This is a genomic window from Mesorhizobium cantuariense, assembly GCF_042647205.1.
Lineage (GTDB): Bacteria > Pseudomonadota > Alphaproteobacteria > Rhizobiales > Rhizobiaceae > Mesorhizobium > Mesorhizobium cantuariense.
On sequence record NZ_JBHRVD010000001.1, the window covers coordinates 4,522,750 to 4,546,501 of the forward strand.

19 protein-coding genes are annotated in these 23,752 nt (G+C 62.4%); 6 read left to right on the top strand and 13 right to left on the bottom strand.

Translation table 11 applies throughout. The annotated features are described in order from the left end of the window. Positions 1–5 precede the first annotated feature (5 nt). The 4 genes from ACFOJ9_RS21960 to ACFOJ9_RS21975 form a co-directional block, all read right to left on the bottom strand. Positions 6–3,173, bottom strand: a complete 3,168-nt coding sequence (locus ACFOJ9_RS21960; RefSeq protein ID WP_378981239.1) for an efflux RND transporter permease subunit — start codon at positions 3,171–3,173, stop codon at positions 6–8. A 3-nt stretch (positions 3,174–3,176) separates the two neighbouring features. Beyond that, positions 3,177–4,445: an efflux RND transporter periplasmic adaptor subunit gene (locus tag ACFOJ9_RS21965; protein WP_378981242.1), complete on the bottom strand. Its 1,269-nt coding sequence runs from the start codon at positions 4,443–4,445 to the stop codon at positions 3,177–3,179. A 226-nt stretch (positions 4,446–4,671) separates the two neighbouring features. Beyond that, the gene (locus tag ACFOJ9_RS21970) at positions 4,672–4,899 is read right to left on the bottom strand and encodes a hypothetical protein (protein WP_378981244.1); all 228 of its coding nucleotides are present in this window, start codon (positions 4,897–4,899) and stop codon (positions 4,672–4,674) included. Positions 4,900–5,028: 129 nt separating this feature from the next. Continuing rightward, positions 5,029–5,754 (bottom strand): hypothetical protein, encoded by a 726-nt coding sequence (locus ACFOJ9_RS21975; RefSeq protein ID WP_378981246.1) that lies wholly within the window; start codon positions 5,752–5,754, stop codon positions 5,029–5,031. 210 nt (positions 5,755–5,964) lie between these two features. On the opposite strand from ACFOJ9_RS21975, the gene ACFOJ9_RS21980 reads away from it, so the two are divergent. The 6 genes from ACFOJ9_RS21980 to ACFOJ9_RS22005 all read left to right on the top strand — a co-directional run bounded on the left by ACFOJ9_RS21980 (position 5,965) and on the right by ACFOJ9_RS22005 (position 13,669). After that, positions 5,965–6,693, top strand: a complete 729-nt coding sequence (locus ACFOJ9_RS21980) for a response regulator (protein ID WP_378987954.1) — start codon at positions 5,965–5,967, stop codon at positions 6,691–6,693. Next, positions 6,690–7,931 carry a sensor histidine kinase gene (locus ACFOJ9_RS21985; RefSeq protein WP_378981248.1) on the top strand — a complete coding sequence of 414 codons (1,242 nt, stop codon included), beginning with the start codon at positions 6,690–6,692 and terminating at the stop codon, positions 7,929–7,931. The genes ACFOJ9_RS21980 and ACFOJ9_RS21985 overlap by 4 nt, the downstream gene beginning before the upstream one ends. A gap of 632 nt (positions 7,932–8,563) precedes the next feature. After that, positions 8,564–9,733 (top strand): acyltransferase family protein, encoded by a 1,170-nt coding sequence (locus tag ACFOJ9_RS21990; protein ID WP_378981250.1) that lies wholly within the window; start codon positions 8,564–8,566, stop codon positions 9,731–9,733. After that, positions 9,730–10,836, top strand: a complete 1,107-nt coding sequence (locus ACFOJ9_RS21995; RefSeq protein ID WP_378981252.1) for a glycosyltransferase family 2 protein — start codon at positions 9,730–9,732, stop codon at positions 10,834–10,836. The genes ACFOJ9_RS21990 and ACFOJ9_RS21995 overlap by 4 nt, the downstream gene beginning before the upstream one ends. Before the next feature lie 4 nt (positions 10,837–10,840). Continuing rightward, positions 10,841–11,875, top strand: coding sequence for a glycosyltransferase family 2 protein (locus tag ACFOJ9_RS22000; RefSeq protein ID WP_378981254.1), 1,035 nt, complete (start codon positions 10,841–10,843; stop codon positions 11,873–11,875). Between the two features lie 9 nt (positions 11,876–11,884). Beyond that, a complete protein-coding gene (locus ACFOJ9_RS22005; RefSeq protein WP_378981256.1) occupies positions 11,885–13,669 on the top strand; it encodes an ABC transporter ATP-binding protein in 1,785 nt (594 codons plus the stop codon). Between the two features lie 46 nt (positions 13,670–13,715). Here ACFOJ9_RS22005 and ACFOJ9_RS22010 read toward each other — a convergent pair whose 3' ends face one another. The 9 genes from ACFOJ9_RS22010 to ACFOJ9_RS22050 all read right to left on the bottom strand — a co-directional run bounded on the left by ACFOJ9_RS22010 (position 13,716) and on the right by ACFOJ9_RS22050 (position 23,721). Continuing rightward, positions 13,716–15,176: a hypothetical protein gene (locus ACFOJ9_RS22010; RefSeq protein WP_378981259.1), complete on the bottom strand. Its 1,461-nt coding sequence runs from the start codon at positions 15,174–15,176 to the stop codon at positions 13,716–13,718. Between the two features lie 482 nt (positions 15,177–15,658). Next, positions 15,659–16,741, bottom strand: a complete 1,083-nt coding sequence (locus ACFOJ9_RS22015; RefSeq protein ID WP_056580349.1) for a transposase — start codon at positions 16,739–16,741, stop codon at positions 15,659–15,661. Positions 16,742–16,954: 213 nt separating this feature from the next. Next, on the bottom strand, positions 16,955–17,227 hold the full coding sequence (gene minE, locus ACFOJ9_RS22020) for a cell division topological specificity factor MinE (RefSeq protein ID WP_023813379.1): 273 nt from the start codon (positions 17,225–17,227) through the stop codon (positions 16,955–16,957). Then, complete coding sequence (minD, locus tag ACFOJ9_RS22025; RefSeq protein WP_378981262.1) at positions 17,224–18,039, bottom strand: septum site-determining protein MinD; 816 nt, start codon at positions 18,037–18,039, stop codon at positions 17,224–17,226. Before minD ends, minE begins: the two co-directional genes overlap by 4 nt. 67 nt (positions 18,040–18,106) lie before the next feature. Beyond that, positions 18,107–18,916 (bottom strand): septum site-determining protein MinC, encoded by an 810-nt coding sequence (gene minC / locus ACFOJ9_RS22030; RefSeq protein ID WP_378981264.1) that lies wholly within the window; start codon positions 18,914–18,916, stop codon positions 18,107–18,109. A 178-nt stretch (positions 18,917–19,094) separates the two neighbouring features. After that, positions 19,095–19,883, bottom strand: a complete 789-nt coding sequence (locus ACFOJ9_RS22035; RefSeq protein WP_378981266.1) for a hypothetical protein — start codon at positions 19,881–19,883, stop codon at positions 19,095–19,097. Further along, complete coding sequence (locus tag ACFOJ9_RS22040; RefSeq protein WP_378981268.1) at positions 19,880–21,577, bottom strand: AAA family ATPase; 1,698 nt, start codon at positions 21,575–21,577, stop codon at positions 19,880–19,882. The genes ACFOJ9_RS22035 and ACFOJ9_RS22040 overlap by 4 nt, the downstream gene beginning before the upstream one ends. Positions 21,578–21,581: 4 nt before the next feature. Beyond that, positions 21,582–22,811 carry a restriction endonuclease subunit S gene (locus ACFOJ9_RS22045; RefSeq protein ID WP_378981270.1) on the bottom strand — a complete coding sequence of 410 codons (1,230 nt, stop codon included), beginning with the start codon at positions 22,809–22,811 and terminating at the stop codon, positions 21,582–21,584. Positions 22,812–22,899: 88 nt separating this feature from the next. Continuing rightward, complete coding sequence (locus ACFOJ9_RS22050) at positions 22,900–23,721, bottom strand: IS5 family transposase (RefSeq protein ID WP_378976343.1); 822 nt, start codon at positions 23,719–23,721, stop codon at positions 22,900–22,902. Between the last annotated feature and the right edge of the window lie 31 nt (positions 23,722–23,752).

A 23,752-nucleotide genomic window follows, 5' to 3' on the forward strand; every position in this document is an offset into this window, starting at 1 on the left:
AACCCCTATTGCTGGTTGGCTGTTGCCGGCGTCTCGCCTGTACCCTGCCCGGTATCTGGCCCAGTATCCTGCTTCACCGCCTTGCCCTTGAAGATGCGCCGCACCGTGACGAACAGCAGCGGCACCAGGAACACGCCGATCACGGTCGCCGCGATCATGCCGCCCATGACACCGATGCCGACGGAGTTCTGCGCGCCGGAGCCCGCGCCGCTGGCAATAGCGAGCGGCAACACACCAAGAATGAAGGCCAGCGACGTCATCAGGATCGGTCGCAGCCGCTGTCGCGCCGCCTCCAGCGTCGCCTCGACGAGCCCCATCCCGGCGGTCTGCCGCTCAATGGCAAACTCGACGATGAGGATAGCGTTCTTGGCGGCAAGGCCGATCGTGGTCAGCAGGCCGACCTTGAAATAGACGTCGTTGGACTGGCCGAACAGGCTCGCCGCCAGCAGCGCGCCGAAGATGCCGATCGGCACCGAAAGCATGACCGCGAACGGGATCGACCAGCTCTCATAAAGTGCTGCCAGGCACAGGAACACGACCAGCGCCGAGATCGCATAAAGCGACAGCGCCTGGTTGCCGGAAAGCTTCTCCTGATGCGACAGGCCGGTCCATTCGTGGGAATAACCGGCGGGCAGTTGCGCCACGAGCTTGTCGATCTCGTCCATGGCGGCACCCGAGCTGACGCCCGTGGCCGCCGCGCCCTGGATCTCGACCGCCGCCGAACCATTGTAGCGTTCGAGCCTGGGCGAACCGAATGTCCAGTGGCTTGAAGCAAAGGCCGAGAACGGCACCATGGCGCCGCTGGCATTGCGGACCTGCCATTTCTCCAGGTCCTCCGGCTGCATGCGGAAGTTCGGGTCCGACTGCAGATAGACCGGTTTCACCCGCCCGCGATCGATGAAATCATTGACGTAGTCGCTGCCCCAGGCGGTCGAAAGCGTGTTGTTGATGTCGGCCAGGCTGACGCCCAGCGCGCTGGCTTTCTCCTGGTCGATGTCGACCGAGAATTGCGGCTGGTCCTCCTGGCCATTGGGGCGGGTGTTGGCGAGCACCTTGCTCTGCCCGGCCAGGGCCAGAAGCTGGTTGCGCGTCTGGATCAGCGCGTCATGGCCGGCGCCATTGACGTCCTGCAGGTAGAAATCGAAGCCGTTGGTGTTGCCGAACCCCTGGATGGCGGGAGGCGCAAGCGCAAAGACCTGCGCATCCCTGATCTTGGAGAAGGCGCCCATCGCGCGACCGGCGATCGCCTGCGCGGCCATGGCTGGCGATTTCCGCAGGTCGAAATCCTTCAGCCGTACGAAAGCGATGCCGACATTCTGTCCGGCGCCGCCGAAGCCGAAGCCGGAAGCGGTGAACACCCCGTCGACGGCGTCATTCTCCTGGCTGAGATAGTGGTCGGTGACTTGCGCCAGCACGCGCTCGGTGCGGTCCTGCGTCGCGCCGACCGGCAGCTGCACGCTGGTGATCAGGATGCCCTGGTCCTCTTCCGGCAGGAACGAACTCGGCAGCCGGGCAAACATCCAGCCCACGGCAACGACGATGGCCAGGAAAACGACGAGGAAACGCCAGGACCGGTTGATGATGCCGTGCGAGCCGTCGCGATAGGCAAGCGTGCCGCGATCGAAGACCCGGTTGAACCAGCCGAACGGACCCGTCTGCGTCGCATGGTCCTTGGGCGGCCGCAGGATGGTGGCGCACAGTGCCGGCGTCAGCACCAACGCGACCAGCACCGACAGCACCATCGCCGAGACGATGGTCACCGAAAATTGCCGGTAGATGATGCCGGTCGAACCGCCGAAGAAGGCCATCGGCACGAACACGGCCGAAAGCACGGTGGCGATGCCGATCAGCGCGCCGGTGATTTCGTGCATCGACTTGCGCGTCGCCTCCTTCGGCGACAGGCCTTCCTCCTGCATCACGCGTTCGACATTCTCGACGACGACGATGGCGTCGTCGACCAAAAGGCCGATGGCGAGCACCATGGCGAACATGGTCAGCGTGTTGACGGAATATCCGAACAGCGACAGCACGCCGAACGTGCCGAGCAGCACCACCGGCACGGCAATGGTCGGGATGATGGTGGCGCGCAGGTTCTGCAGGAAGATGAACATCACCAGGAACACCAGCACGATCGCCTCGGCTAGCGTCTTGACCACCTCCTCGATCGACAGCCGTACGAAGGGCGAGGTGTCGTAGGGATAGACGACCTCGACGCCTTGCGGGAAGGTCGAGCTCAGGCGGGCGATCGTCGAGCGCACCGCCTCGGCGGTGTTGATGGCGTTGGCGCCGGTCGCCAGGTTGACGGCGACGCCGGCCGCCGGCTTGCCGTTGTAGTTGGCCTGCGTCGTATAGCTTTCAGCGCCGAGCTCGACGCTGGCGACATCGTTGAGGCGAACCAGCGAGCCGTCTGTCTGGCTCTTCAGGATGATGTTGCGGAACTGTTCGGCGGTCTGCAGCCGGCTCTTGGCCGTCACCGTGGCATTGAGCTGCTGGCCCTTGCGCGCCGGCAGGCCGCCGAGCTGGCCTGCCGAAACCTGCGTGTTCTGCGCCTCGATGGCGGTGGCCACGTCGCTCGGCATCAGCGCATATTTGGCGAGCTTGTCGGGGTCGAGCCAGATGCGCATGGCATAGCTGGAGCCGAACAGCTGCGTCGAGCCGACACCCTCGACGCGCTTCAGCGTGTCGTTGACGGTGGCATCGACATAGTCGGCGAGATCGGTCGAGTTCATCTTGCCGTCGGTCGAGACGAAGCCGATGACCATGAGGAAGCCGGTCGAGGATTTGGAGACGGTGATGCCGTTGCTCTGCACCACCTGCGGCAGCTGCGACTGCACCAGCTGCAGCTTGTTTTGCGTCTGCACCTGGGCGGTGTCGGGATCGGCTGATGTGGTGAAGGTCAGCGTGATCGAAGCCGAACCGGTCGAGGTCGAGGTCGCCGTCATGTAGTCGAGATTGTCGATGCCGGTCATGCCTTGCTCGATGACCTTGGTCACCGAATTCTCGACCGTCTGCGCATCGGCGCCCGGATAGGTGGCGCTGATGTTGACCGTGGTCGGCGCGATCTGCGGATATTGCGAGATCGGCAGCGAGGTGAGCGCCAGAAGCCCGCCCAGCATGATCACGATGGCGATCACCCAGGCAAAGATCGGCCGGTTGATGAAGAATACGGACATCGCTCAGTTCCCGGCCGCGGCGGCAGGTGCCGGTTTGGCAGCGTTGGACGCGGCTGGCGCGGCCGAAGTGCCCTGCCCGCGGTCCTTGACCTCGCCGGTCGTCTCGTCGATCGTCACTTCGACGCCGGTTGCATCGCCGCCGGGGCGCACGAGCTGCATGCCCTCGACGATGACACGGTCGCCGTCGCCGACACCCGAATCCACCAGCCAGTTGTTGCCGACGCTGTTGCGCACAGCGAGCACCCGCGTCTCGACCTTGCCCTGCGCATTGATGACCATGGCGGTGGCCTCGCCCTTGGTGTTGCGGCTGACGGCGCGCTGCGGCACCAGGAAACTGTTCTGGGCAACGCCCTCCTCGACCAGCGCCCGCACATACATGCCGGGCAGCAGCAAGCGATCGGGATTGGGGAACTCGGCCCTGAGCGCGAAGGTGCCGGTGGTCTGATCAACATTGGCGCCGGCGAATTCCAGCTTGCCGGTCTGCGTGTAGATGGTGCCGTTCTCGAGCTTCAGCTTGACGCTGACATTGGGGCCGCTGAATTTCAGCCGCCCTTCCGAGATGGCCTGGCGTAAATTGAGCAGATTGGTGCTCGACTGCGTGACGTCGACATTGATCGGATCGAGCGAACGGATGGTGGTCAGCACCGTGTCCTGGTTGGCGGTGACCAGCGCACCTGGCGTCAACGTGGACTTGTCGATGCGGCCGGCGATCGGCGCTGTGATCGAGGTGCGGTCGAGGCTGATGCGCGCCGTCTCGGCGCTGGCCTTGGCCGAGGCGACATCGGCTTGCGCCTGTGCCAGCGTGGCGGCGGCATCGTCATAATCCTGTTTGGAAACAACGTTCTGCTTCAACAGGCCGGCATAACGGTCGAACTTGGCCTGCGCGGTAGGCACCGCTGCCTCGGCCTTCTGCCGGGCGGCGACCGCGCTGTCATAGGCTGCCTTGTAGCTTGCCGGATCGATCAGGTAGAGCGGCTGTCCCGCCGCCACCTCGCTGCCCTCCTTGAACAGGCGCTGCTGGATGATGCCGTTCACCTGCGGGCGCACCTCGGCAACCAGCGAGGCCGCCGTGCGCCCCGACAGTTCGGCCGTTATCGCGACCGATTGCGGATGCAAGGTGACGACGCCGACTTCCGGTTTGCCGGGCGCGCCCATGCCGGCGGGAGCGCTGCTCTCCTGCGAACAGGCGGCCAGCAAAAGGGTGGCAGCGAGCATCGCGGTCCAGGGCGCGAGGCGACGTGCCGAAAAAGGCTGGCTAGGCTTGGAAGTCATGGCCTGGATCTTTCCCTGGAGTTGCGTGCGCGTGGGCAATGGACCGCTTGGTCGAGGGCATGCCGATCCATATGATGATAGGCCGCATCCATCGGCGGGCGGCGTCGAGCAATGCTTCGAAGCGGCTCATGTCGCGCTCCTTCTCGGCGGCCGGAGCAGCCGGCCGCGATGCCCACCAGCGTCATTATGCCGATCAGCGAGGACATGCCAAGCGCCTTGCCGGAGCTCACGCGATCTTGCGGTCATGATGTCCATGGTTGTCGAGCGGCTGCGAGATCGGAAGCGACAGCCGCCAGGCGGCGAAGCTTAGGCGGATCGCGCCCTTCAGCGTGTCGGCCGGCAGAGCCAGCGGCAGGCCGCGCCCGGACAGCGGAAGACCGCGTCCGGCATGGTCGAGCGACAATCTCGGGCTGGCGGATGCGAGCAGCCGCAGCAGCATCATGGCTTCCCACATTGTCGTGCTTCCATTGCGTGATTTGAACTGGGCATGATTTGAAAATCAGGGATGGCGGAGATACGCCCGCCATCCCTGAACCGGCCGACCCGAGAACGGGTTGGGTACCGGGCCGGCCGGCGCAGTCGGTCAGAGTTGCTCGTCGTTCCCGGGCTGGGGCGGGAGCTGCCTGCCATCGTTGGGCAAGCCCCTGGGGCCGGCTGCATCGTTCGGCGGACCGCCCCAGGGACCGGGGGGTGGTCCATGGGGGCGTTCCGCCGAAGCGAGGAGTTCGAGTTGTTCGGGCGTCAGCTTGGCGCGCAGTTCAGCGATCGCGTCCTTCAGTCTGCCAGCTGATACAGCGCGGGCGGTGACGTCATCGGCCAGCTTTTCCTGGAAGGCGAAGGGATCGGGCTTGGCGCCAGGACCCTCGGGAGCGCCGGCATCGGGACCGCGACCGCCCTCGCCCGTACCGCCGGGGCCGCGATCATGCCGTGGCGGCGTCAGCACGGCCTGCAGCGCGCTGGTGTAGTCGCGCCAGGCGTCGAGCTGTTCGGAGCGGATGCCGACGCGGGTCTCGAGCGCGGCCAGCCGGGCGGCCAGCATGAATTCCGGCGGCCGACCCATGCGGCGGGGGCCAAAGCCTTCCGGTCCAAAACCTCGCGGGCCAAAGCCCTGCGGACCATGCCGCATCGGCCCGTGCGGGCCGGGTCCGGCCATCGGGCCATGGTCGGGTCCATCCTGCATTGCCCCATTCTGCTGGGCCATGACCGGTGGCGGCTCGCCGGGGGCGGCACCCGGATCGCGCTGTGCCGCCAGCACGGGGTGAATTGCGGCGACGGAAAACAGGCCGAGCGCAAGAAGTCTGCTTCGCATGACGGTGTTCCTTTCTCTCATGCTTCGGACAAATGAGAGGATAGGAAGCGTGTTTGTCCGCTTCGCGTCGGCGTGTTGCCGAAGGTTTCCGCAAAAGGGCAATTTGTTTCCGAATGTTTCCCTCAGGCCACTGGAAACATTCAGTTGCAATTTTCCGTGCCGCTTGGACGCGGCTCTCCCTATAATCGCGGCCAAGGCAAGGGCACGATGATGCAGTCACAACCCCATATCCTCGTCGTCGACGACGACCGCGAGATCAGGACGCTTCTCCAGCGCTATCTCGACAGCCAGGGCTTTCGTGTCACGGCGGCGGCGGACCGGCGCGAATGCGAGCAGCGGCTTGGTGCCGGCCAGTTCGACCTGATCGTTCTCGACGTCATGCTGCCGGACGGCTCGGGCCTCGATATCTGCCGGGCCTTGCGTGACCGCAAGCCGCATATCCCGGTCATCCTGCTGACGGCGCTGAAAGAAGATGTCGACCGCATCATCGGCCTGGAACTCGGCGCCGACGATTACCTCGGCAAGCCGTTCAACCCGCGCGAGCTCATCGCCCGCATCCGCGCCGTGCTCAGGCGTTCGACGCCCGAGGAGGCGCCTGCGGCGCCGCGCGCCCGCATATACCGCTTCGCCAGTTACAGGCTGGAGCCGGACACCCGCAAGGTGACGGACGCGCAAGGCGTGGCCGTCGTCCTCACAGGCGCCGAGTTCGACCTGCTGCAGGTGTTTCTCGACCGTCCCGGCCGGCTTCTGTCGCGCGACCAGCTTCTCGACCTGACGCAGGGCCGCGAACGCGACCCGCTCGAACGTTCGGTCGATGTGCTGGTGAGCCGGCTGCGCCGCAAATTCACCGATACCGCCGACGGGCCGCTGTTCAAGACGGTGCGCAATGGCGGCTACCAGCTCACCGCGCGCGTCGACACGGTGGAGAGCCACGCGTGAACTCGCTGCGCCGGCGCCTCATCCTGCTGCTGGTCGCCTCGATCGTCGGCGTCGTCGGCCTGGCGACGGCCGCCGTCATCAGCGTGCGCGGCGGCGGACCACCGCCGGAACTGACGGTGCCCTGGGTTGCCCAGCAGATGGAGCTGGTGATGCGGCTGCTGCCCGGCCCGATCCCGGACGTTCTGCGGGTGCAATTCAGCGACCACCCGGCCGGCGGCAAGGTGGACCGCCCGGAAACGGCAATGCTCAACGACATATTGCGCCGCCGGGGCTTCGATGTCCTGGCCGTCGTCAGCGACAAGGCGGATGAACCCGGTCAGCTTGCATCGGTGCGCTTGCCCGACCATCGCTGGGCGATCATGGAGGTTCCCCACATCAATCCGCCAAGGCGCGAATGGCTGGTTCTGGCCGGCTGGATCTCGCTGATCGTGGCCGGCGCCACGGCGGTGTCGGTCTATTTCACCTCGGTGCTGATCCGGCCGCTCGAGATGCTGGAGGCCGCCGTCTCCAAGATCGGATCGGATGGCGTGCTGGCGGCGGTGCCGGAAGTGGGTTCGGCCGAGGTCAAGGCCACCGCGCAGGCGCTGAACCAGCTCTCGTCGCGGCTGCGGACCGCCATGGAAAGCCGCATGCGGCTGGTCGCCGCCGCCGGCCATGATCTGCGCACGCCGATGACGCGCATGCGGCTGCGCGCCGAGTTCCTCGATGACGAGCGCGACAAATGGCTTCACGACCTCGACGAGCTCGACCGCATCGCCGACAGCGCCATCCGGCTGGTGCGCGAAGAGGTGAACCAGGACGCCGTCGAACCGGTCGACCTGCAAAAGACCGTGCGCGACATCGAAGCCGAGATGGTGTCGCTCGGCCATCCCGTCTCGATCGGGCATCTGGACAAGGTTTGCGTGCGGGCCGGAGCGCTCGGCCTGCGCCGGGCGCTGCGCAACCTGATTGTCAACGCCGCCACCCATGGCAAGGCATGCACCATCGACCTTGCCGCGGCCAACAATCGCGCCGTGCTGACCATTTCCGACCATGGGCCGGGCATTCCGCCGGAGCTGCTGAACAAGGCGTTCGAGCCCTTCTTCCGCGTCGACCCCGGCCGCCTGCAATCCATCCCCGGTGCCGGGCTGGGCTTGGCCATCGCCAAGGAAATCATCGAGCGCTACGGCGGCACCGTAACGCTGGAAAACCGCAAGGGTGGCGGTCTTGAACAGACGGTGGTGTTCTACGCGGTGTGACGGGTTGGCGGCCCACAGCAGAGGCCCGCTCAGCCGAGTGACGGGCGTTGCGTGCGGCAACCGACGAAAAAACGGCGACCATGCTGCATCGCGCAAAGCCAATGGTTCCAACTCATTTCTCCGCGGACCCAGGGCCGAATCCATATAGCCAAAATATAGATTCCGAAATTTCTTGTGATTTAACAAAGAACTAGGCTCTCAAGCCAAGAGCTCTCCTCAATCAACCGAGGCGGGAATATCGGCACAGCTTAAACCATAGGATTTAAATTCTGAGGAAACTCGCCAAACATGGCGAGAACCGGCCGGTTTTGTCAATTTTTAGCACTTGCTCACATAAGTATTTCAGCCGGGTAGATTTTTTGTGTTGCGCTGCACAATGCCGTGGCCGAACGATCTCCTGGGGGACTTGTTTGCGACTGGACATATGCCGTGGAGGATTCCGCCAGGTTGACCAGCTTGAGTTGTCCGTCCGTCGATTTCGAGCCCGGCCCGGCCGTCCTCGCCCCGATCGGACGCGCAAAGCGCGGATTTGACGGTGCCGGTGCCTTGGCGGCTCTCGTCCGCCTTGGCCTGCCGCTCGAAACGGCCGGCTGGCAACTTCATCGCGGACATCGCGCCGGCGGAAGCCGCTGATGGGAAACGCCCGCGACATCCAACTGGATGCACTGAGGGCCATCGCCGTGACGATGGTGATGTACTCCCATTTCTTCGCGGCGGGCGGATCTTCCTTCTGGGGTCATATCGGCGTGCGGCTGTTCTTCGTGCTGAGCGGCTTCCTGATCACGCGCCTGCTCCTGGAAGCGCGTTCGGCCGCTGAATTCAAAACCGGCCCCGCGCTGCGATCCTTCTACATCAGGCGGGCGCTGCGGATCTTCCCGCCCTATTTTGCCGTGCTGGGTTTCGTCTGGCTGGTCGACTTGGAGCAGTCCAGGGGATCGCTGGTCTGGCAGGCGCTTTATCTGTCGAATTTCTGGTATGCGCTGCACAATGACTGGAACCCTTGGGTGCTATGCCATTTCTGGAGCCTGAGCATCGAGGAGCAGTTCTATCTTGCCTGGCCGCTGGTCGTCCTGCTGGCCCCACGCCGCCGCTTCGAACAGATCTGCATCGGCGTCATCGCGCTATCGATGGCCTATCGCTTCTATTGGCCGGTCACCGCCACTCCGGCGCTGGCGCGCGACCTGCTGCCGCCGGCATCCATGGATGCGCTGGCGTCGGGCGCGCTGCTTGCCTGCTGGCGGTCCAGGGGCGCCAGCCTGCCGCAATGGATGCGGCTAGGCTGGCCTGCCTTCGCGGCCGCATTCCTGATGATCGAGTGGTTTGTCCCGGCGCCTGCCGATCCGATGTTGGAATGGGCCCATTGGCTGGTGCGGCAAGTCCTGCCCCTGGTGCCGCTGATGGTCATCGTCGCCGCCTGTTCGAGCGGCCTTGGCGGCACAATCGGCAAGCTTCTTGACCTGCCGCCGCTGCTTGGTCTCGGCCGCATCAGCTACGGCGTTTATCTCTATCATCCGATATTGCTGTCGCTCGCCGTCAAGTCGCAGCCCTGGATTCCGCTCAATGTCTCGGAGCAAGGGCCAGGACGGTTCCTGGTTGCGACCACCGCCACGATCGTCGCGGCCTGGATTTCCTGGGTGGTTTTCGAAAGGCCGCTCAACAGCCTCAAGCGCCACTTCCCCTATGTCGCGCGCGCCCGTGCCGCGCATGCCGGCCATAGCGGCTGGCTCGCGACCGTGCCCAGCGGGTCGCCAGACGGCCGCACGCCATCGCTCGACCTCCAGCAAACGGATGTCACACGATGACCGCCGCGCCGCTCGTCTCCGTCCTGCTGCCGGTCTACAATGCCGGTCCCTATCTCGCCGCCGCGCTGGAAAGCATTCTGCGGCAGGATTACGGCCGCCTGGAAATCATCGCGATCGATGACGGCTCGACCGACAATTCGCTCGAGATCCTTGAGCGATACCGGAAGGCCGACACCCGCATCTCGATCATCTCGCGCGAAAACCGTGGCCTCGTCGCGACGCTCAACGAAGGGCTGGCGGTCGCCCGGGGCGAGTTGGTCGCGCGGATGGACGCCGACGACGTCGCCTATCCCTGGCGCCTGTCGCGCCAGGTGGCGCTGTTTGAGCGGCGGCCCGAGCTGGGCTTCTGCGGCGCCGGCGTCGACATGTTGATCCGCGGCCGCATCGCCAGGGGCAAGCCCGATCCGGTGTTCCAGTTCGGCCGCATCCCTATATTGGCGATGTTCTTCACCATCTTCATGCACCCGACGGTCGTCTACAACAGGAAGATCATCGACGACGGCGCGCTCCATTACGACCAGACCTACAGGCATGCCGAGGATTTCGATCTTTTCAGGCGGCTGGCCGGCCGTTACCCGGCAGCCATGATGCCCGAGAACCTGGTCGTCTACCGCGTCCATCAGGCAAGCGTGACCAGCCGGCACGTCAAGGAGATGCGCAGGACGCATTTGCGGATCGTGGCCGAGAACCTCGAGCGCGAGGGCCTGGCGCAAGCCACGCGAGACCTGCGCGACATTGGCGATGCGGTCAGCCACGACACGGTCACCCGTGCGGCCAACTTCATCGTCGCGCTGGAGGAGGAGATTTGCTCGCTGCCGGCCGCGACGCGGCCGAGCTTCGAGGCCGGCGCGCTGAACCTGTTCTATTTCCTCTATCAGCTCGTCGCCGACGAAAAGCAGCCCCCGCTGACGCATGAATTGCTGACGCGGACCGCGAAGTGGAACGTCATCCGGCGTCGCGAGCAATATGCGCTGCGGCCCGGCGCCTGGGCGCCCTGGCTCAGCCTTGCCTCGCTGTCGGCCAGCAGGCAAGCGGACGCCATGGCATACTTCTTCAAATCCGCGCCCGCTGCGGCGGTTTTGGCATCTTATCGGTTGAGTTAAAGGGATGACCGTCAAAGCCCACCAACCTCTGCAGCGCGATCGTTCGACGGCGCTAGGCGTTGCCCCGGCCGGTTCCCGCCGGGAACGATCGGCGCCGGAAGTCAGCTTCATCATCTGCACGCGCAACCGCGTCGCCGTGCTCGATGCCTGCATCAAGTCGGTGCAAGCCGCGTGCCGCGCACATTCCGGCTTCGCGGCCGAACTCGTGGTCGTCGACAACGGTTCGAGCGACCGCACGGCCGAATGCCTGGCCAGCATCGCCGACATGTCGGACATTCCATTCACGGCCATTTGCGAGCCGCGCCCCGGATTGGCGGCTGCCCGCAACGCCGGGCTGAGGCGCGCGCGCGGCCGTGTGCTGGTCTTCGTCGACGATGATTGCGCGGTCCATTGCGACTATTTGCGCGATCTGGAGCGACACTATGCGTCCGGAGAACAATGGCTCATCCGGGGAGGCCGTGTCGAGCTTGGCGATCCCAGGGATCTGCCGTTCACCATCAAGCGGTCGCGAGTGGGCGAGCGGCTGACACCGGATGTTCATCCGGGCGGTTTCGTGCTGGGCTGCAACATGACGATGCACCGCGATGTCGCGGCCCGCATCGGCTATTTCGACGAACGCTTCGGCGCCGGCGGACCATTGCGGTCGGCCGAGGACACCGATTACCTCGTGCGGGCGATGCTGCTTGGTATTCCCGTGGAGTATGTGCCCGATATGACGATATTCCATCATCACGGCCGGCGGGATCGCAAAGCCATCGAAAAGCTCCACCGCGACTACAGCCTGGGCAATGGCGGGCTCTGCCTGAAACATATTCGCCATGCGCCCTGGCTGCTTCGCCATTTCTACTGGGCCGCAAGAGGGGCTTTGCGGGAATTGGCGGGGGGCCCTGCGTTCGATCGTGAACTCAACCTGTCGCACTGGCCGATCGTCGCCATGAATTTGCTCGGCGCGGCCAGGTTCGCGGTTCTCCTGCTGGCGAGACGGCCGCAGGCTGAGCCGATGCGGCAAGATCAACAAGCCAATGCCCAGGCGAGGTGAAACGCTATAATGCCATTGCTACCGCCAAGCCTGCCGATGCTGTTCCGGGCGTTCGGAAAGCGGCAACTGCGCCTGCTTCCGGCCGTGGTGGTTCTCGGTCTGGTCAGCGCCGTCCTCGAAGGGTTCGGCATCGGCCTGATCATCCCGTTGCTGGGCATTATCATGGGACACGGGGATGCGGCGGGAATGGCCGGTTTCTCCGCTGTCCTGCAGCACGTCGGATCGGGCTTGAGCGAGCGCGACCGGCTTATTGCCATTTCGATCGCCATCCTCGGATCGATCATCCTGAAGAACGTCTTTGCCTTCGCCAACACGCTGCTGACGACCTTCATCTCCGGCAAGGCAAGCCATTCGATCCGCAGTGCCTTGTCGGAGCAGCTCTTGCGGGTCGGCTACCCCTTCTTCCTGCGGCAGAGCCCCGGACGGCTGCTCAACATCATCTCCAACGAATCCTGGCGGGCGTCCGATGCGATCCAGATCGTGCTGTCGGCCATCGTCAGCGCATCGGCCGCCATCATCCTGTTGGCTTTCCTGCTGCTGCTTTCGTGGCGCATGACGCTGTTGGTCACGCTCGGACTGGCGCTTGTCCAGATCGCGCACGCCATCCTCTCGGCCAATCTCAAAGAGCCCAGCCGCAGCGTCGCTTCGCGCAACGGCCACCTCGCCTCGCAGATGCTCCATCTGGTGCATGCCGGACGCCTGATCCGCATCTTCGGACAGGAGAACCGGGAGAAGGCGATATTCGATACGGCGTCCGATGCGGTTCGCCGCGCCTCTTTCGCGCTGCTTGTGCGCCAGGGAGTGCTGCCGCCGCTGACGGAGGTTCTCCACGCCATGCTGTTCCTGGCGGTGGTGATCGGCGCCTGGCTGGCGCAAGTGAGTTTCCCGCTGATCATCGCATTCGTCATACTGCTCTACAGGCTGCAGCCGCATATGCGGGCTCTGCAAGGATCGTGGAGCCAGCTGCAAGGCCTGAGCGGGTCGCTCGAAGAGGTGACATGGATGCTGGATCCCACCGGCAAGCCTCAACCGCCGCAGGGCGACGGGGCGTTCCACGGTCTGCGCCAGGGCATCAAGTTCGATGACGTGATGTTCACCTATTCCGGCACGGACCGGCGCGAGGTGGTGCTGCATGCGGCGACGTTCGAAATCCGTGGCGGCCGCTCGACGGCGCTGATCGGCCGCTCGGGCGCCGGCAAGACGACGATCGTCAATCTTTTGTGCCGCTTCGTGGAACCGGACACCGGCAGGATTCTCGTCGATGGATCACCGCTCGACGGGATCGAAGCCAGCCAGTGGCGCCGGCACATCGCATTGGCCAGCCAGGAGCTGGAACTGGTCGATGGCAGCATTTTTGAAAACATAACCTACGGCCAGGACGCGGCCACCGCCGGCGACGCCGAGGGCGCCGCAAGGCTGGCCGAGGCGCATGAATTCATCGAACGGCTTCCTCAGGGCTACGACACGTTGGTTGGCTACAGGGGCATCAACCTATCGGCGGGACAGAGGCAGCGTATCGCGCTCGCCAGGGCCCTGGTGCGCGATCCCGATCTCCTCATCCTGGACGAAGCCACCAATGCGGTGGACGGACTGTCGGAAGCGGCCATCGTCGAGACCCTGAAGTCGAGAGCCGGCCGCCGCACGACCATCGTCATCAGCCACCATCACAGCACCATCTCGTTCTGCGACGACGTGGTGATCCTCAGCGGCGGCCGGGTGAAAAAGCAGGCACCTTTCGGCGCCCTGGCATCGCTCAGCATGGACGAGCTTTACCAGCACGAGCCGCTCGACTGACAAGAGTCGGCACGCGATCGCTTCCTGCAGGCGTTCGTGGCCTGCCCTAAGTCGCGGCGCGGAGGTTCCTGCGGATGCGCCGCCTGCCCGTTGTACGTGCCTTCTCCGCAATCGCCCCGGCAATCTCGACCACGCCGTCCTCGCGCGGCCTACCGCTGGTGGCCTTGTGGAGCCGCTCGAAGGGCAGCAATTCCTTGATCCGGGCATTGAGTGACACAATTTCGGCTTTGAGGTCCTCGCACTCTTGCCTCTGGACGTCGAACTGTATCTGTTCCGATGCCTGTTGCAGCGCAAGCTGTGAAAGATTGGCGTTCACTTTCGAAAGGCTCATCCTGTCGTTGTCGTTCTCCTGGGTGAGCGCGGACAATCTTTCATCGGCGATTTTCTTTTCGGCCAGGGCGTCGTTCAATTCACTCTTGAGCCTGGCGATCTCGCTTGCAGCCTCGCTGTTCTCGGTCGAGGTTTGCTCCAGTCGCGATTGCAGGTCCTGGACCTCGGAACGCAACCCGCGCATTTCCGCCTGACCGCGAGCCAGCTCGGCTTCCCTGTCGCCTTCCATCATGCGGGCCGCTTCGGTTGTTTCCGACAGCTTCGCCTGTGCGGCCTCAAGCGACTTCTGCAGCCGCATCTCCTCTTTCTCGCTCTTGCCGAGCGCCGCCAGCAGTTCCGCAAGCCGCGCTGCTTCGCTGGCATGGATCGTCGAGAGCTCGTCGAGCCTGTGGCGCGTCTGGGATTCCCGCTTCAGCGCCTTGTCGAGCTCGATCGACAGGCTGACATGCTTTTCCCGCAGCATCTTGCTCTCGCGCAAGCGCCTGTTGGCCTCGACCGTTCTGCCGGTCAGCCGCTTGGCGATATCGCCGAACTCCGCCTCGCGTTGTGTGCTCGCATTGGCTGTCTCCACGAGTTCCAGCCTTGTCGCGGCAAGCGCTGCACGAAGCGCCTCCCTGTCCTGAATCAGGCTTGTCTCGCGCTGTTGCAGCACGTCGAAAGCGCCTTCACGCTCGCGCAGCTTTCTCACCGCGTCGTGCAGCTTTTCCGACAGCGTTCTTTGTTCGGCGGCCAGGCCGGCATTTACAAGCTCCAGCTCGTTGGCGCGAAGAATGTCGCTGTGCAGGATGTTGAGGAATTCGCGCGTCAAATGGTGAGAGGTCCCGATCTCCGACAGCTTGTCGTTGATCTCCTCCAGATAATCCCTGGCGTCGTGGAAAAGCCCTTCAAAGGCACTCAACGCTGCCAGCCGGGTCTGGGTATGGGCCGTCAACCGTGGCGCGGTTTCGGAACTGTCCGGTTCGCCCGCACTGTCGGCACCATCCGAATTTGCCGCATTCGCCTCGGGCGGCGCGTCGTCAGCCTCTGCGGCGGCGGGATCCGGGACATCGTCGCTCTTTGGCGGCGGCTCGTCCCCTGCTTCCAGACTCGCGTTCAGCGCATCCGCCAAATCGGTCTGCAGATCCTGGAGTGCATCATCTACGTCTTCAGCACGCTTGATCAGGGCCTTGAAGTTCATGCTGGAACTCCCTTACGCATACCCTCAACTGGAAACTTAACGAATTGCTAATGTATCCTTACATCCGCTGATTGCGCAGGGGAAGCCCCCCTTGGCACGAAGGTAAATTTGGAACATTTGGGGCGCGCCATCGCCAAGGAAATCATCGAGCGCTACGGCGGCACCGTGACGCTGGAAAACCGCAAGGGCGGCGGCCTGGCGCGGACGGTGGTGTTCAAGGCGGTGTGAGGTGTGTGAAGCTGGCAAGGTCGGCGGGACAGCGCCCCCCTCTGCCCGCCGGGCATCTCCCCCACAAGGGCATATGCGCTAAGATAGCTTCGGCATGGACTGAAATTTGCGCTTTCGTGGTGGCTCACGCCATCGATGTCGCAAGGCATGGAGATTTTGGCGCAGGGCTGCCAAGGGAGGTTGAGCAAAGATCGCTGCGATCAGAGAGGCGACGATCTGGCGGGTGGCGCGCCACAGCAGCGGGCGCCCGTCGCTCAAGGGGGAGAGACACCCAACTCCTGCGAAAGGGGTTCGGTCACAAGCGCGATGAGGAAGTGGGCAAGAATCCAAGGCTTTGCGATCCTTGGGTCTTTGGCTGGAGGCGCGCGCAGTCCGATCAGGCTCTTCAGACGCTTGAAGGCGAGCTCGATGCGCCAGCGCATGCGATAGAGCTTGAGAACTGTGCCGGAGGGAAACTCCTCCTGGTCAAGCGAGGTCACAAGGATGACAAAGCCGGCGGCAATCAGCGTCTCCGGTTGAACCTGCTTGCCCTTGGCCTTGGCTTCCTTGTTGATTTTGCGCCGCGCTTCTTGTGTCGCAGCCTCGGATTTGCGCAAGGCGATCAGGCGCATCTTCAGGGGCTCGCCCTTCTTGAGGCCCAGCCAGACAGGCGTTTCGATGACCTCCTCCCGGCAGCTCTTCAGGTGGCCGATGAGATCGAACGCCTTGCCGTTGGCGTCGAGCCATCGCACATTCTTCCACGGCGCGCGCACGACAACGTCGCCGTCTTGCGCCATGACCTTTGCGATCCGCTCGGCCTGCAGATAGGCGCGGTCGCCGATGCGGATCTCGCCCGGCACCACCGGCACGCGGTCGATCAGCTCGGCCTCGCTCTGGTCGGTGATCTCGAGGAAATCGAACTGCTCGCGCTCAAGATCGAAGGCGCAGTGCATACGCCAAAGGCCATTGTTCTTCTTCTCATGCACACCCGCCTTGGCAACCGATGTCGCATCGAGGATGCGGATCAGCCGGCCCTTAGGCAAGCCTTCCTCCTCGCGCTTCAAAAGGTGCCCGATCAACTGCTGCAGCCACGGCCCTGCATTGCGCAGCCGGCCGAGCAACGCCACGTCCGAGATGTCGGCGATCCCGCTTGCCGCCGCCCAGGCCACGACGCCCCGCATGCCCACCTTGCCAAGGCAGTAAGCCAGTGTCAGGCGCAACAGATCAGTAGCCGACCTGACGCCCCGCGGCCGCAGAAACGCCTTCGTCTCGCGGGCACTCCCTGCAATCAACTCTTCACCGCCGAGGAGCTCAATCGTCTCGGCCCAGCCGTCATCTACAAGCGATTCGTGAGTCATCGCAGCGTAGAATCACAACCGATTCCCCACTGCAACACCTATCTTAGCGCATATGCCCTCAAGGGGGAGATTGGCAGTTTCGGCGCCGGACTTCTCATTGAGGCATTGGCGATTGGCGAAAGCGACGATGAGCCAATCTCCCCACTTGAGGGGGAGATGTCCGGCAGGACAGAGGGGGGCGGCGAAGGATCGCGACCTCCCCTGCCTTGACCCTCATCCCGCCATGGCCATCGGCACAGCACTCTTGTTGGGGATCTGGATGTCGATTTCCAGCGTCGACATGGTCTCGCCGCGGTCCATCGAGACCTGCAGGTAATCCTGGTCGATCTGCACATGCTTGGCGATGACGGCCATGATCTCCTCGCGCAGGATGGAGACGAGGTCGGGCTGGCTGCGGTTGCGGCGCTCATAGGCGAGCAGCACTTGCAGCCGCTCGCGCGCCACCGGCGCGCTGGAGCGCCGCTTGAAGATGTCGAGCAGGTTCATGCCGCCCTCCTTCCCAGTAGACGATCGAGAAAGCCCTTGCGTTCGAAGGGCACGATAACAGGCAGGTCCTCGCCTTCGAGCCGCCTGGCGGCGTCGAGATAGGCGCGTGCCGCGGTGTTGAGCGGCTCCGACAGCGTCACCGGCGAACCGAGGTTGGAGGCGCGCAGCACATCCTGGCTCTCGGGGATGATGCCGAGCAGCGGCACCGACAGGATTTCCAGGACGTCGTCGATGGACAGCATTTCGCCGCGAGCCGCGCGGGCCGCGTCATAGCGCGTGACCAGCACATGCTTGGCGATCTGCTCGCCCTGCTCGGCCTTCATGGTGCGGGCGTCGAGCAGGCCGATGATGCGATCGGAATCGCGCACCGAGCTCACTTCCGGATTGGTGACGATGACCGCCTCGTCGGCAAAGCGCATGGCGAGCTGCGCGCCGCGCTCGATGCCGGCCGGGCTGTCGCAGAACACGTAGTCGAACACCGAGCGCAGCTTGTCGATGACTTCGCCGACGCCCTCCTCGGTCAGCGCATCCTTGTCGCGCGTCTGCGAGGCCGGCAGCAGGAACAGCGTCTCCACCCGCTTGTCGCGGATCAGCGCCTGCGAGAGTTTCGCCGAGCCCTGGATGACGTTGACGAGGTCGAACACCACGCGGCGCTCGGCGCCCATGATCAGGTCGAGGTTGCGCAGGCCGACGTCAAAGTCGACCAAGGCCACCTTCTTGCCGGTCTTGGCGACCGCAGCCCCCAGGGCCGCCGTCGAGGTCGTCTTGCCGACGCCCCCCTTGCCCGAGGTGACCACCACTACCTTGCCCATTGAAAAGCCTCCGTTGTTGTTCATTTGTTGTTGTTGCCGGGCGGCCCGGCCGCCCCAATATCGAATGTCAGCTCAGTGTCGAAACCCGCAAGCTCTCGCCATCGAGAAACGCCTGCACCGGCTTGCCGCGCGAAACACCTTCCATCTCCTCGGCCGTCACGTACCAGCCGTCGACCGCCAGCAGCTCCGCCTCGTTCTTGCGGCAGAAGATGCGCGCGCCCTTGTTGCCCAGCGCACCCGCCGAAGCGCGCCCGCGCAGCGTGCCGTAGACATGGATCGAACCCGCCGCGATGATCTCCGAACCGGAAGCGACCGAACCCAGCACGATGACATCGCCATGCGGATGCACGATCGCCTGGCCGGAGCGGATCGGCGCCTTGATCATCAACGTACCGGATGCTTCGGGCGCACCCTGCGGCTCGCTTTCGTCCACCTTGCTTGCGCCAGCCTTGCCGACCTTGTCCTTGTCCGGGCCGGCTTCAGGCGCCCTGCCCTCGGCCTTGCCCTCCGATGTGCCGGAATCCCGTGCCTTGCGGCCGGGAAGCAGTCCATCGGTCGTCGCCTCCTTGGCGCCGACCAGCAACGGCGGCAGGTTGGGCTCGAGTGCGGTGTGGCCGTCGAGCTCGATGGCGTAGATGCGGATGCCGCGATGGCCAAGCACATCGACCAGCGATTCGATCGCGGCGACATCGGGCTTCAAGGTGTTGAGGTCAAGCACCACCGGGCGGCCGGCAAAATAGCCTGGTGAGTTGCCGATCCAGTGATCCAGCCCCTCCAGCCAGGCCGCCAAGGGATCTTCCGGCGTCAGCGTGAAAGCGACGAAGGAGCGTGCACGAAAGCGAATGGATTTGGCCTCGAGGGGAGCGGCAAAAGTCACGGCTGGCGAATCCTTACTGAGAGGTAAACGCTAGCGAGGGAATGGTTAACGAATGGTTAATGGGAGGGGGGGAGAAGGGGCACGGGAGTGTGGTTCCTGACAGGCACAGCGCGGAGAATGCCCGCGCAAGAACAGCGATCAACCGTTCGTCATACTAACGGCGTGGGCGCGTTGCTATTCAGAGGAGCGCATCGACCCATGGCTTATCGCGATGCGTTCCAATAGCAGATCGAAAAAAGCTCCAATACTCCTGCTCGATCGATAAGTGCTGCTCAATACACCTGATGACATCTTGGTGATTGCCAGCATGGCGGATTAATATGTCTAGTGTATTCCACGACCTCTTTCTGCTTTCTGGGGTGTTGAAGGCGTTAAAACCAAGCTTCTTAATGGTATAATCGGCTCGCTGAAAGTCCCAAGTTCCGTCCTTCGCAGCGGGCTTTACTTCTCCATCGATCCCATGAGCTAAAAGGGCACAATCTGTTTCATTGCAGGGGTCCAGAAATCGAGATGCCTCAGCCTCCAACGATCCTCCAGGGACCCTACAGCGGGTACGTTCGTCTTCGAGTGGAAATTCGTTCGCTTTCCCACGGACAGTACCGCTGTCATCGCCCTCTGGACGGTTACAGCGCTGGCATGAAAGCCTAAAATTCCACCAATCATACGCTATCCAGTAGTAGCCGGAACCTACGACCAGCTTCTTTCCATCAACCGTGATCGCGAGCTTAGGACGGAAGTGGTCCACATCCAACGGAGCCCGTTCACTCTTTGCCTCGCAGTACCAACATTTGTTGCTGCTAACTCTGGAAAGCCAACCCTTCAGGGCCTTCCAGCTACCATGTTTCTTGAAGAAGAGAGCTCGCCTCTTGTGGGTAGTCTGTGCGGTCAGACCAGCCACTCTCCCAGCGTAAATCTTCCCCCAGCCTTTCGGCAGATCAGGCGGATGCGCAAATGTGATAAACCTCACTTCTGACCCTCCCCAAGGTCCTTGAGAAGGCTCTGAACCAACGCATCGAGCGCCCTTTGTTTGTTCTCCGGAGTGACGACAGCGCCGTCAAGATTTTCGTCAGTAGCGAGATCAAACCGGGCCCGAAGATACTCCTGTTCCAACCGGTCGCGGGCCGCAAAATTGAAGTCGAGCTGCTTCAGTCTCTCGCGAAGCTTCACCATCTCATCTCGTTCTTGTGGCGTCAGGTCTGGTTTCGTCGAAAGCCGATGCAGCTTGATCAAGTCATCATTGGTCGCGTTGTCCAAGCTCGATCCGAGGCCAAACATGTCGCTGGTTATGATCCCGGAAAATCCCATACCCTTCGGATCGACTGCCGGATTTTCTACCATAACTGCCATAGATTTTGGATCACGAAACAATATCTGCACCTGTTCCTTAACAAGTTCAGCAATTGCCAATGGGTTGTGCGTGGTTAGTACGATGTGACTACTCTGCCTAACCCCGGCATCCTGACCAGAAAACTTTTGAAGGTAATTCAGGTAGTCCACGCACCAACGCGGGTTTATATGAGTATCCGGTTCGTCAAGCAGAAAAAGGCTTTCACTTTCCGACGTGAAGCGGAGAAGTCCAATTACAGTTAGAAGCTGCTGTTCACCTTCGCTCAACTCTCTGAATGTAACGGTTCCGTCATTCTGCTTAAGCCGAATCCGGATGCGAACTTCATCGATTAGTTGAGAAACGTGAGTGCTTTCCAGATCCCTGAAGAATTGTGCCGGCGGTTGGCTGCCGACGAGCCGGCGCAGGGCATCGACATCCTTTACGTAGAGATATTTGAACAACAGCGTTTTGTCGTTCCAAAGGGAAACAGGCTCCTTTCGGCTGCTCTCCACGGGCGCCAGGGCAATATCATACAGGCGGTTCAGGAATTCACTAACTACGCCCCGAGCATTCCAGAAGCGAGAATCTCCATCGCTATAAGGGACCGCTTTGTTTTTGCTCCAAGGTGGTTGCATTAGCACGAACAGCACGGACTCTATTCCCTCATCTGGATCGATACCAAGATGATCAAGCAAGAAGGTCCGCACGTCTTCGGATTTCTGGATCAGGAAAGCCAGCAACACAAACTGGCTATGCACCGGCAAGGTATAGAAGAGGCGCTTTAAGCCAGGATCCTTACCACCACGCAATTCTTTGTCATAGCGTTCCAGATAGGGACGAAACACCTCGTGCATGCGCGAGCTTTCGCCTGAATAATAACTGAACACGTATCGAGGCAGGTGCTTCTCATCATCCTTTAGAAAGGCGTTAAGTGTGATTTGCTTGCCACGACGCGCGGAAGTTTTCGGCTCGCCCTCTATGAAGGGCGTCAGCGTGCCAACGCCGCGCGCTTCTGGATCACTGGCTACGTGGATGACAAACGGCTCTTTCGCACGCTCAGGATCGGCGTCGATTTCAATGTGTAGCGCGTTTTCCCCACCGCCCATACGATACTGCAGGACAAACGCAAATCCCGGCGTCTTTTTCTGCATGATCAGGTCGCGGAAGATGATCGCGAGCGCCTCCAGAACATTGGATTTGCCGGTGCCGTTCCAGCCAATAACTACGGTTACCCAATGATCCTGATCAAAGTCGATGGTGACGTCTTTGAGGTTTTTAAAATGGTGTCCAGGGCTCTTTTTGGCGCTCCCAATCTTGATTTTGTCCAATCTCATGAGATCAGCCCGCCTTGAGCTTCAATCGGTCATGCAACTTCCGGCCGTTTTCATCCATAACGACTTCCACCTCAAGGCGGCTGGCCTTATCTAGTGCGCGTAACTCGGCGTAAATCGCTTCGATCGCGTCGGTCTCAGCGCCATCTCCGATACCGCAGCGCCGAAATGCTTCCTGTGCAGGTAGCCAGTCCTCAGCTTCTGCTAGTACTGCTTCTAGATTTTTGGCCATGGCGGCGGACACCTTTCCTCTTGTCGCCTTCCGAACTCGTTCAGGCGCCGGGGTCATCTCGCGTTCGGCGCGGATACGGGCCAGAAGGGCGCTGGCGGTTTCGTGACTCAGATCCTGAGGGACAAGCTCGCCGCGGAAGGCTTTGGACAGGATGGCGGCATCAAGCTTGGGTAGTAACTTGCTTGCCACTGCATGGTCGGCGGACACTCGATCCAGCCATGCGAAGGCGCCCTCGATACGGCGGACGATCTCTACCGCTTCTTCGATCGGCGGGACCGGGACCGGTAGCGCAGCCACTTTGCGCTTGCTGACTGACGCAAGGTTGGTGGTTTGTGTGCCTTGATCGAAAAAGTATTGTTGCCCTTTTTCGTTGGCGTAGTGAGATACGAACTCAGGTGGCAGCAAGTTGTTTTTCAAACGAATACGAAAGACATGGTTCTGATGGATACACTCGGCAATCTGACCATCCCAAACCCAGCCCCGACCCAATTTGTCGCGATCGCCCCCTTCGTTCATTAGAATATCACCTTCTTGGAGAAGAAGGCGATCCTTTTCCGCAGGTGTAACGGCGATTTTCTTTATCTCAGAAAGATCCAGCCAACCGCGTTGTACGTTTGCCACTCGAAGGTAGGGAACGTCTGTCAGCTCGGTTTGTGGAGATCTCTTCTTGCCAACTTGTATACCACCTTGAATGTCGCCAATATCTCCTAGGAACTTCAGAGTCCAGCCCTCCGGCCAATCACTATTACCCGCGCTCTTCGCCGTCGAGCTGGCTCGAAAATCCTGGGTAAGCTTCCCGGTAAACGCCAGATCCAAGATGCGTGCCTTGTACGTTTCCAACAGCGCCGGGATATGGCCGAGGTCTGCACGGGCACCGGTAGTGCGAGCAGTCAAGCTGTCGACCTTCGCGACTATGCGCTTCTGCTCGGCCAGGGGAGCCAGAGGGAGGATGTGAGCCTTCAAATAATCCGCCGGTACGCGTTGTTGACCAACTGCGCCTGCCATCACTTTCTGCGCATCTTCTCGGAATGACTTCTGACGGATAAAGTGCCAGAGATACTTAGAGTCTGACTCATAATGTTTTTGAAGCGGATCAATGGTTTGCCAGCCTGCGCGTCATGAGCTGAGCGGAGGCCAGCAAGAGCCATGCGGTGGAACTTTCGATCGTGGCCTCGAAGTCCTTGGCCAGGCGTCGGTTTCGTCCGAACCATGCAAAGGTGCGCTCGACGACCCATCGACGTGGAAGCACTTCGAAGCCCTTGGCGGTGTCGGATCGTTTGATGATTTCGAGCGTCCAGTCGCCTTTCCCATGAAGGGCGGTCTCAAGCTTCTCACCGGCGTAAGCGCCGTCGGCGAAGACGTGGCGCAGCCAAGGAAAGCTGGCTCGAATGGAGGCCAGAACGTCGGGAGCGCCGTCGCGGTCCTGGATATCGGCGGTATGGATGACCGCGCCGACGAGCAAACCCAGGGTGTCGGTGAGGATATGGCGCTTGCGGCCTTTGATCTTCTTGCCGGCATCGTAACCGCAAGGCCCGCCGCTCTCCGTGGTTTTCACGCTTTGGCTGTCGATCACGCCGGCGCTGGGTGAGGCTTGGCGACCGGTGGCCAGACGCACGCTCATCAGCAGCAGATGATTGATGGTGCTCCAAAGGCCGCAGTCGCGCCAAGCGTAGAAGTAGCGCTGCAGCGTCGACACCGGCGGCAAGTCCCTGGGCAGCATCCGCCATGGCAAGCCACTGCGCAGCACGTAGAACAGTCCATTCATGATCTCGCGCCGCGACCATTTCGGCGGGCGCCCAAGTCGGGACCGGGGCGGAATCACCGGATCAAGAACCGCCCACTCCATATCCGTCAAATCGCTTGAATACCGCAGCCCTTTGCGGGCATGCTTGGCTCGGGTGATATCGGTCCACATGGGATTCTCCGTCGATGCTTCGCAACACCGA

Coding starts and splice junctions, on each gene's coding strand:
- ACFOJ9_RS21960 (WP_378981239.1), bottom strand. CDS start 3,173: ATGTCCGTATTCTTCATCAACCGGCCGATCTTTGCCTGGGTGATCGCC.
- ACFOJ9_RS21965 (WP_378981242.1), bottom strand. CDS start 4,445: ATGACTTCCAAGCCTAGCCAGCCTTTTTCGGCACGTCGCCTCGCGCCC.
- ACFOJ9_RS21970 (WP_378981244.1), bottom strand. CDS start 4,899: ATGTGGGAAGCCATGATGCTGCTGCGGCTGCTCGCATCCGCCAGCCCG.
- ACFOJ9_RS21975 (WP_378981246.1), bottom strand. CDS start 5,754: ATGCGAAGCAGACTTCTTGCGCTCGGCCTGTTTTCCGTCGCCGCAATT.
- ACFOJ9_RS21980 (WP_378987954.1), top strand. CDS start 5,965: ATGCAGTCACAACCCCATATCCTCGTCGTCGACGACGACCGCGAGATC.
- ACFOJ9_RS21990 (WP_378981250.1), top strand. CDS start 8,564: ATGGGAAACGCCCGCGACATCCAACTGGATGCACTGAGGGCCATCGCC.
- ACFOJ9_RS21995 (WP_378981252.1), top strand. CDS start 9,730: ATGACCGCCGCGCCGCTCGTCTCCGTCCTGCTGCCGGTCTACAATGCC.
- ACFOJ9_RS22000 (WP_378981254.1), top strand. CDS start 10,841: ATGACCGTCAAAGCCCACCAACCTCTGCAGCGCGATCGTTCGACGGCG.
- ACFOJ9_RS22005 (WP_378981256.1), top strand. CDS start 11,885: ATGCCATTGCTACCGCCAAGCCTGCCGATGCTGTTCCGGGCGTTCGGA.
- ACFOJ9_RS22010 (WP_378981259.1), bottom strand. CDS start 15,176: ATGAACTTCAAGGCCCTGATCAAGCGTGCTGAAGACGTAGATGATGCA.
- ACFOJ9_RS22015 (WP_056580349.1), bottom strand. CDS start 16,741: ATGACTCACGAATCGCTTGTAGATGACGGCTGGGCCGAGACGATTGAG.
- minE (WP_023813379.1), bottom strand. CDS start 17,227: ATGAACCTGCTCGACATCTTCAAGCGGCGCTCCAGCGCGCCGGTGGCG.
- minD (WP_378981262.1), bottom strand. CDS start 18,039: ATGGGCAAGGTAGTGGTGGTCACCTCGGGCAAGGGGGGCGTCGGCAAG.
- ACFOJ9_RS22040 (WP_378981268.1), bottom strand. CDS start 21,577: ATGAGATTGGACAAAATCAAGATTGGGAGCGCCAAAAAGAGCCCTGGA.
- ACFOJ9_RS22045 (WP_378981270.1), bottom strand. CDS start 22,811: ATGGCAGGCGCAGTTGGTCAACAACGCGTACCGGCGGATTATTTGAAG.
- ACFOJ9_RS22050 (WP_378976343.1), bottom strand. CDS start 23,721: ATGTGGACCGATATCACCCGAGCCAAGCATGCCCGCAAAGGGCTGCGG.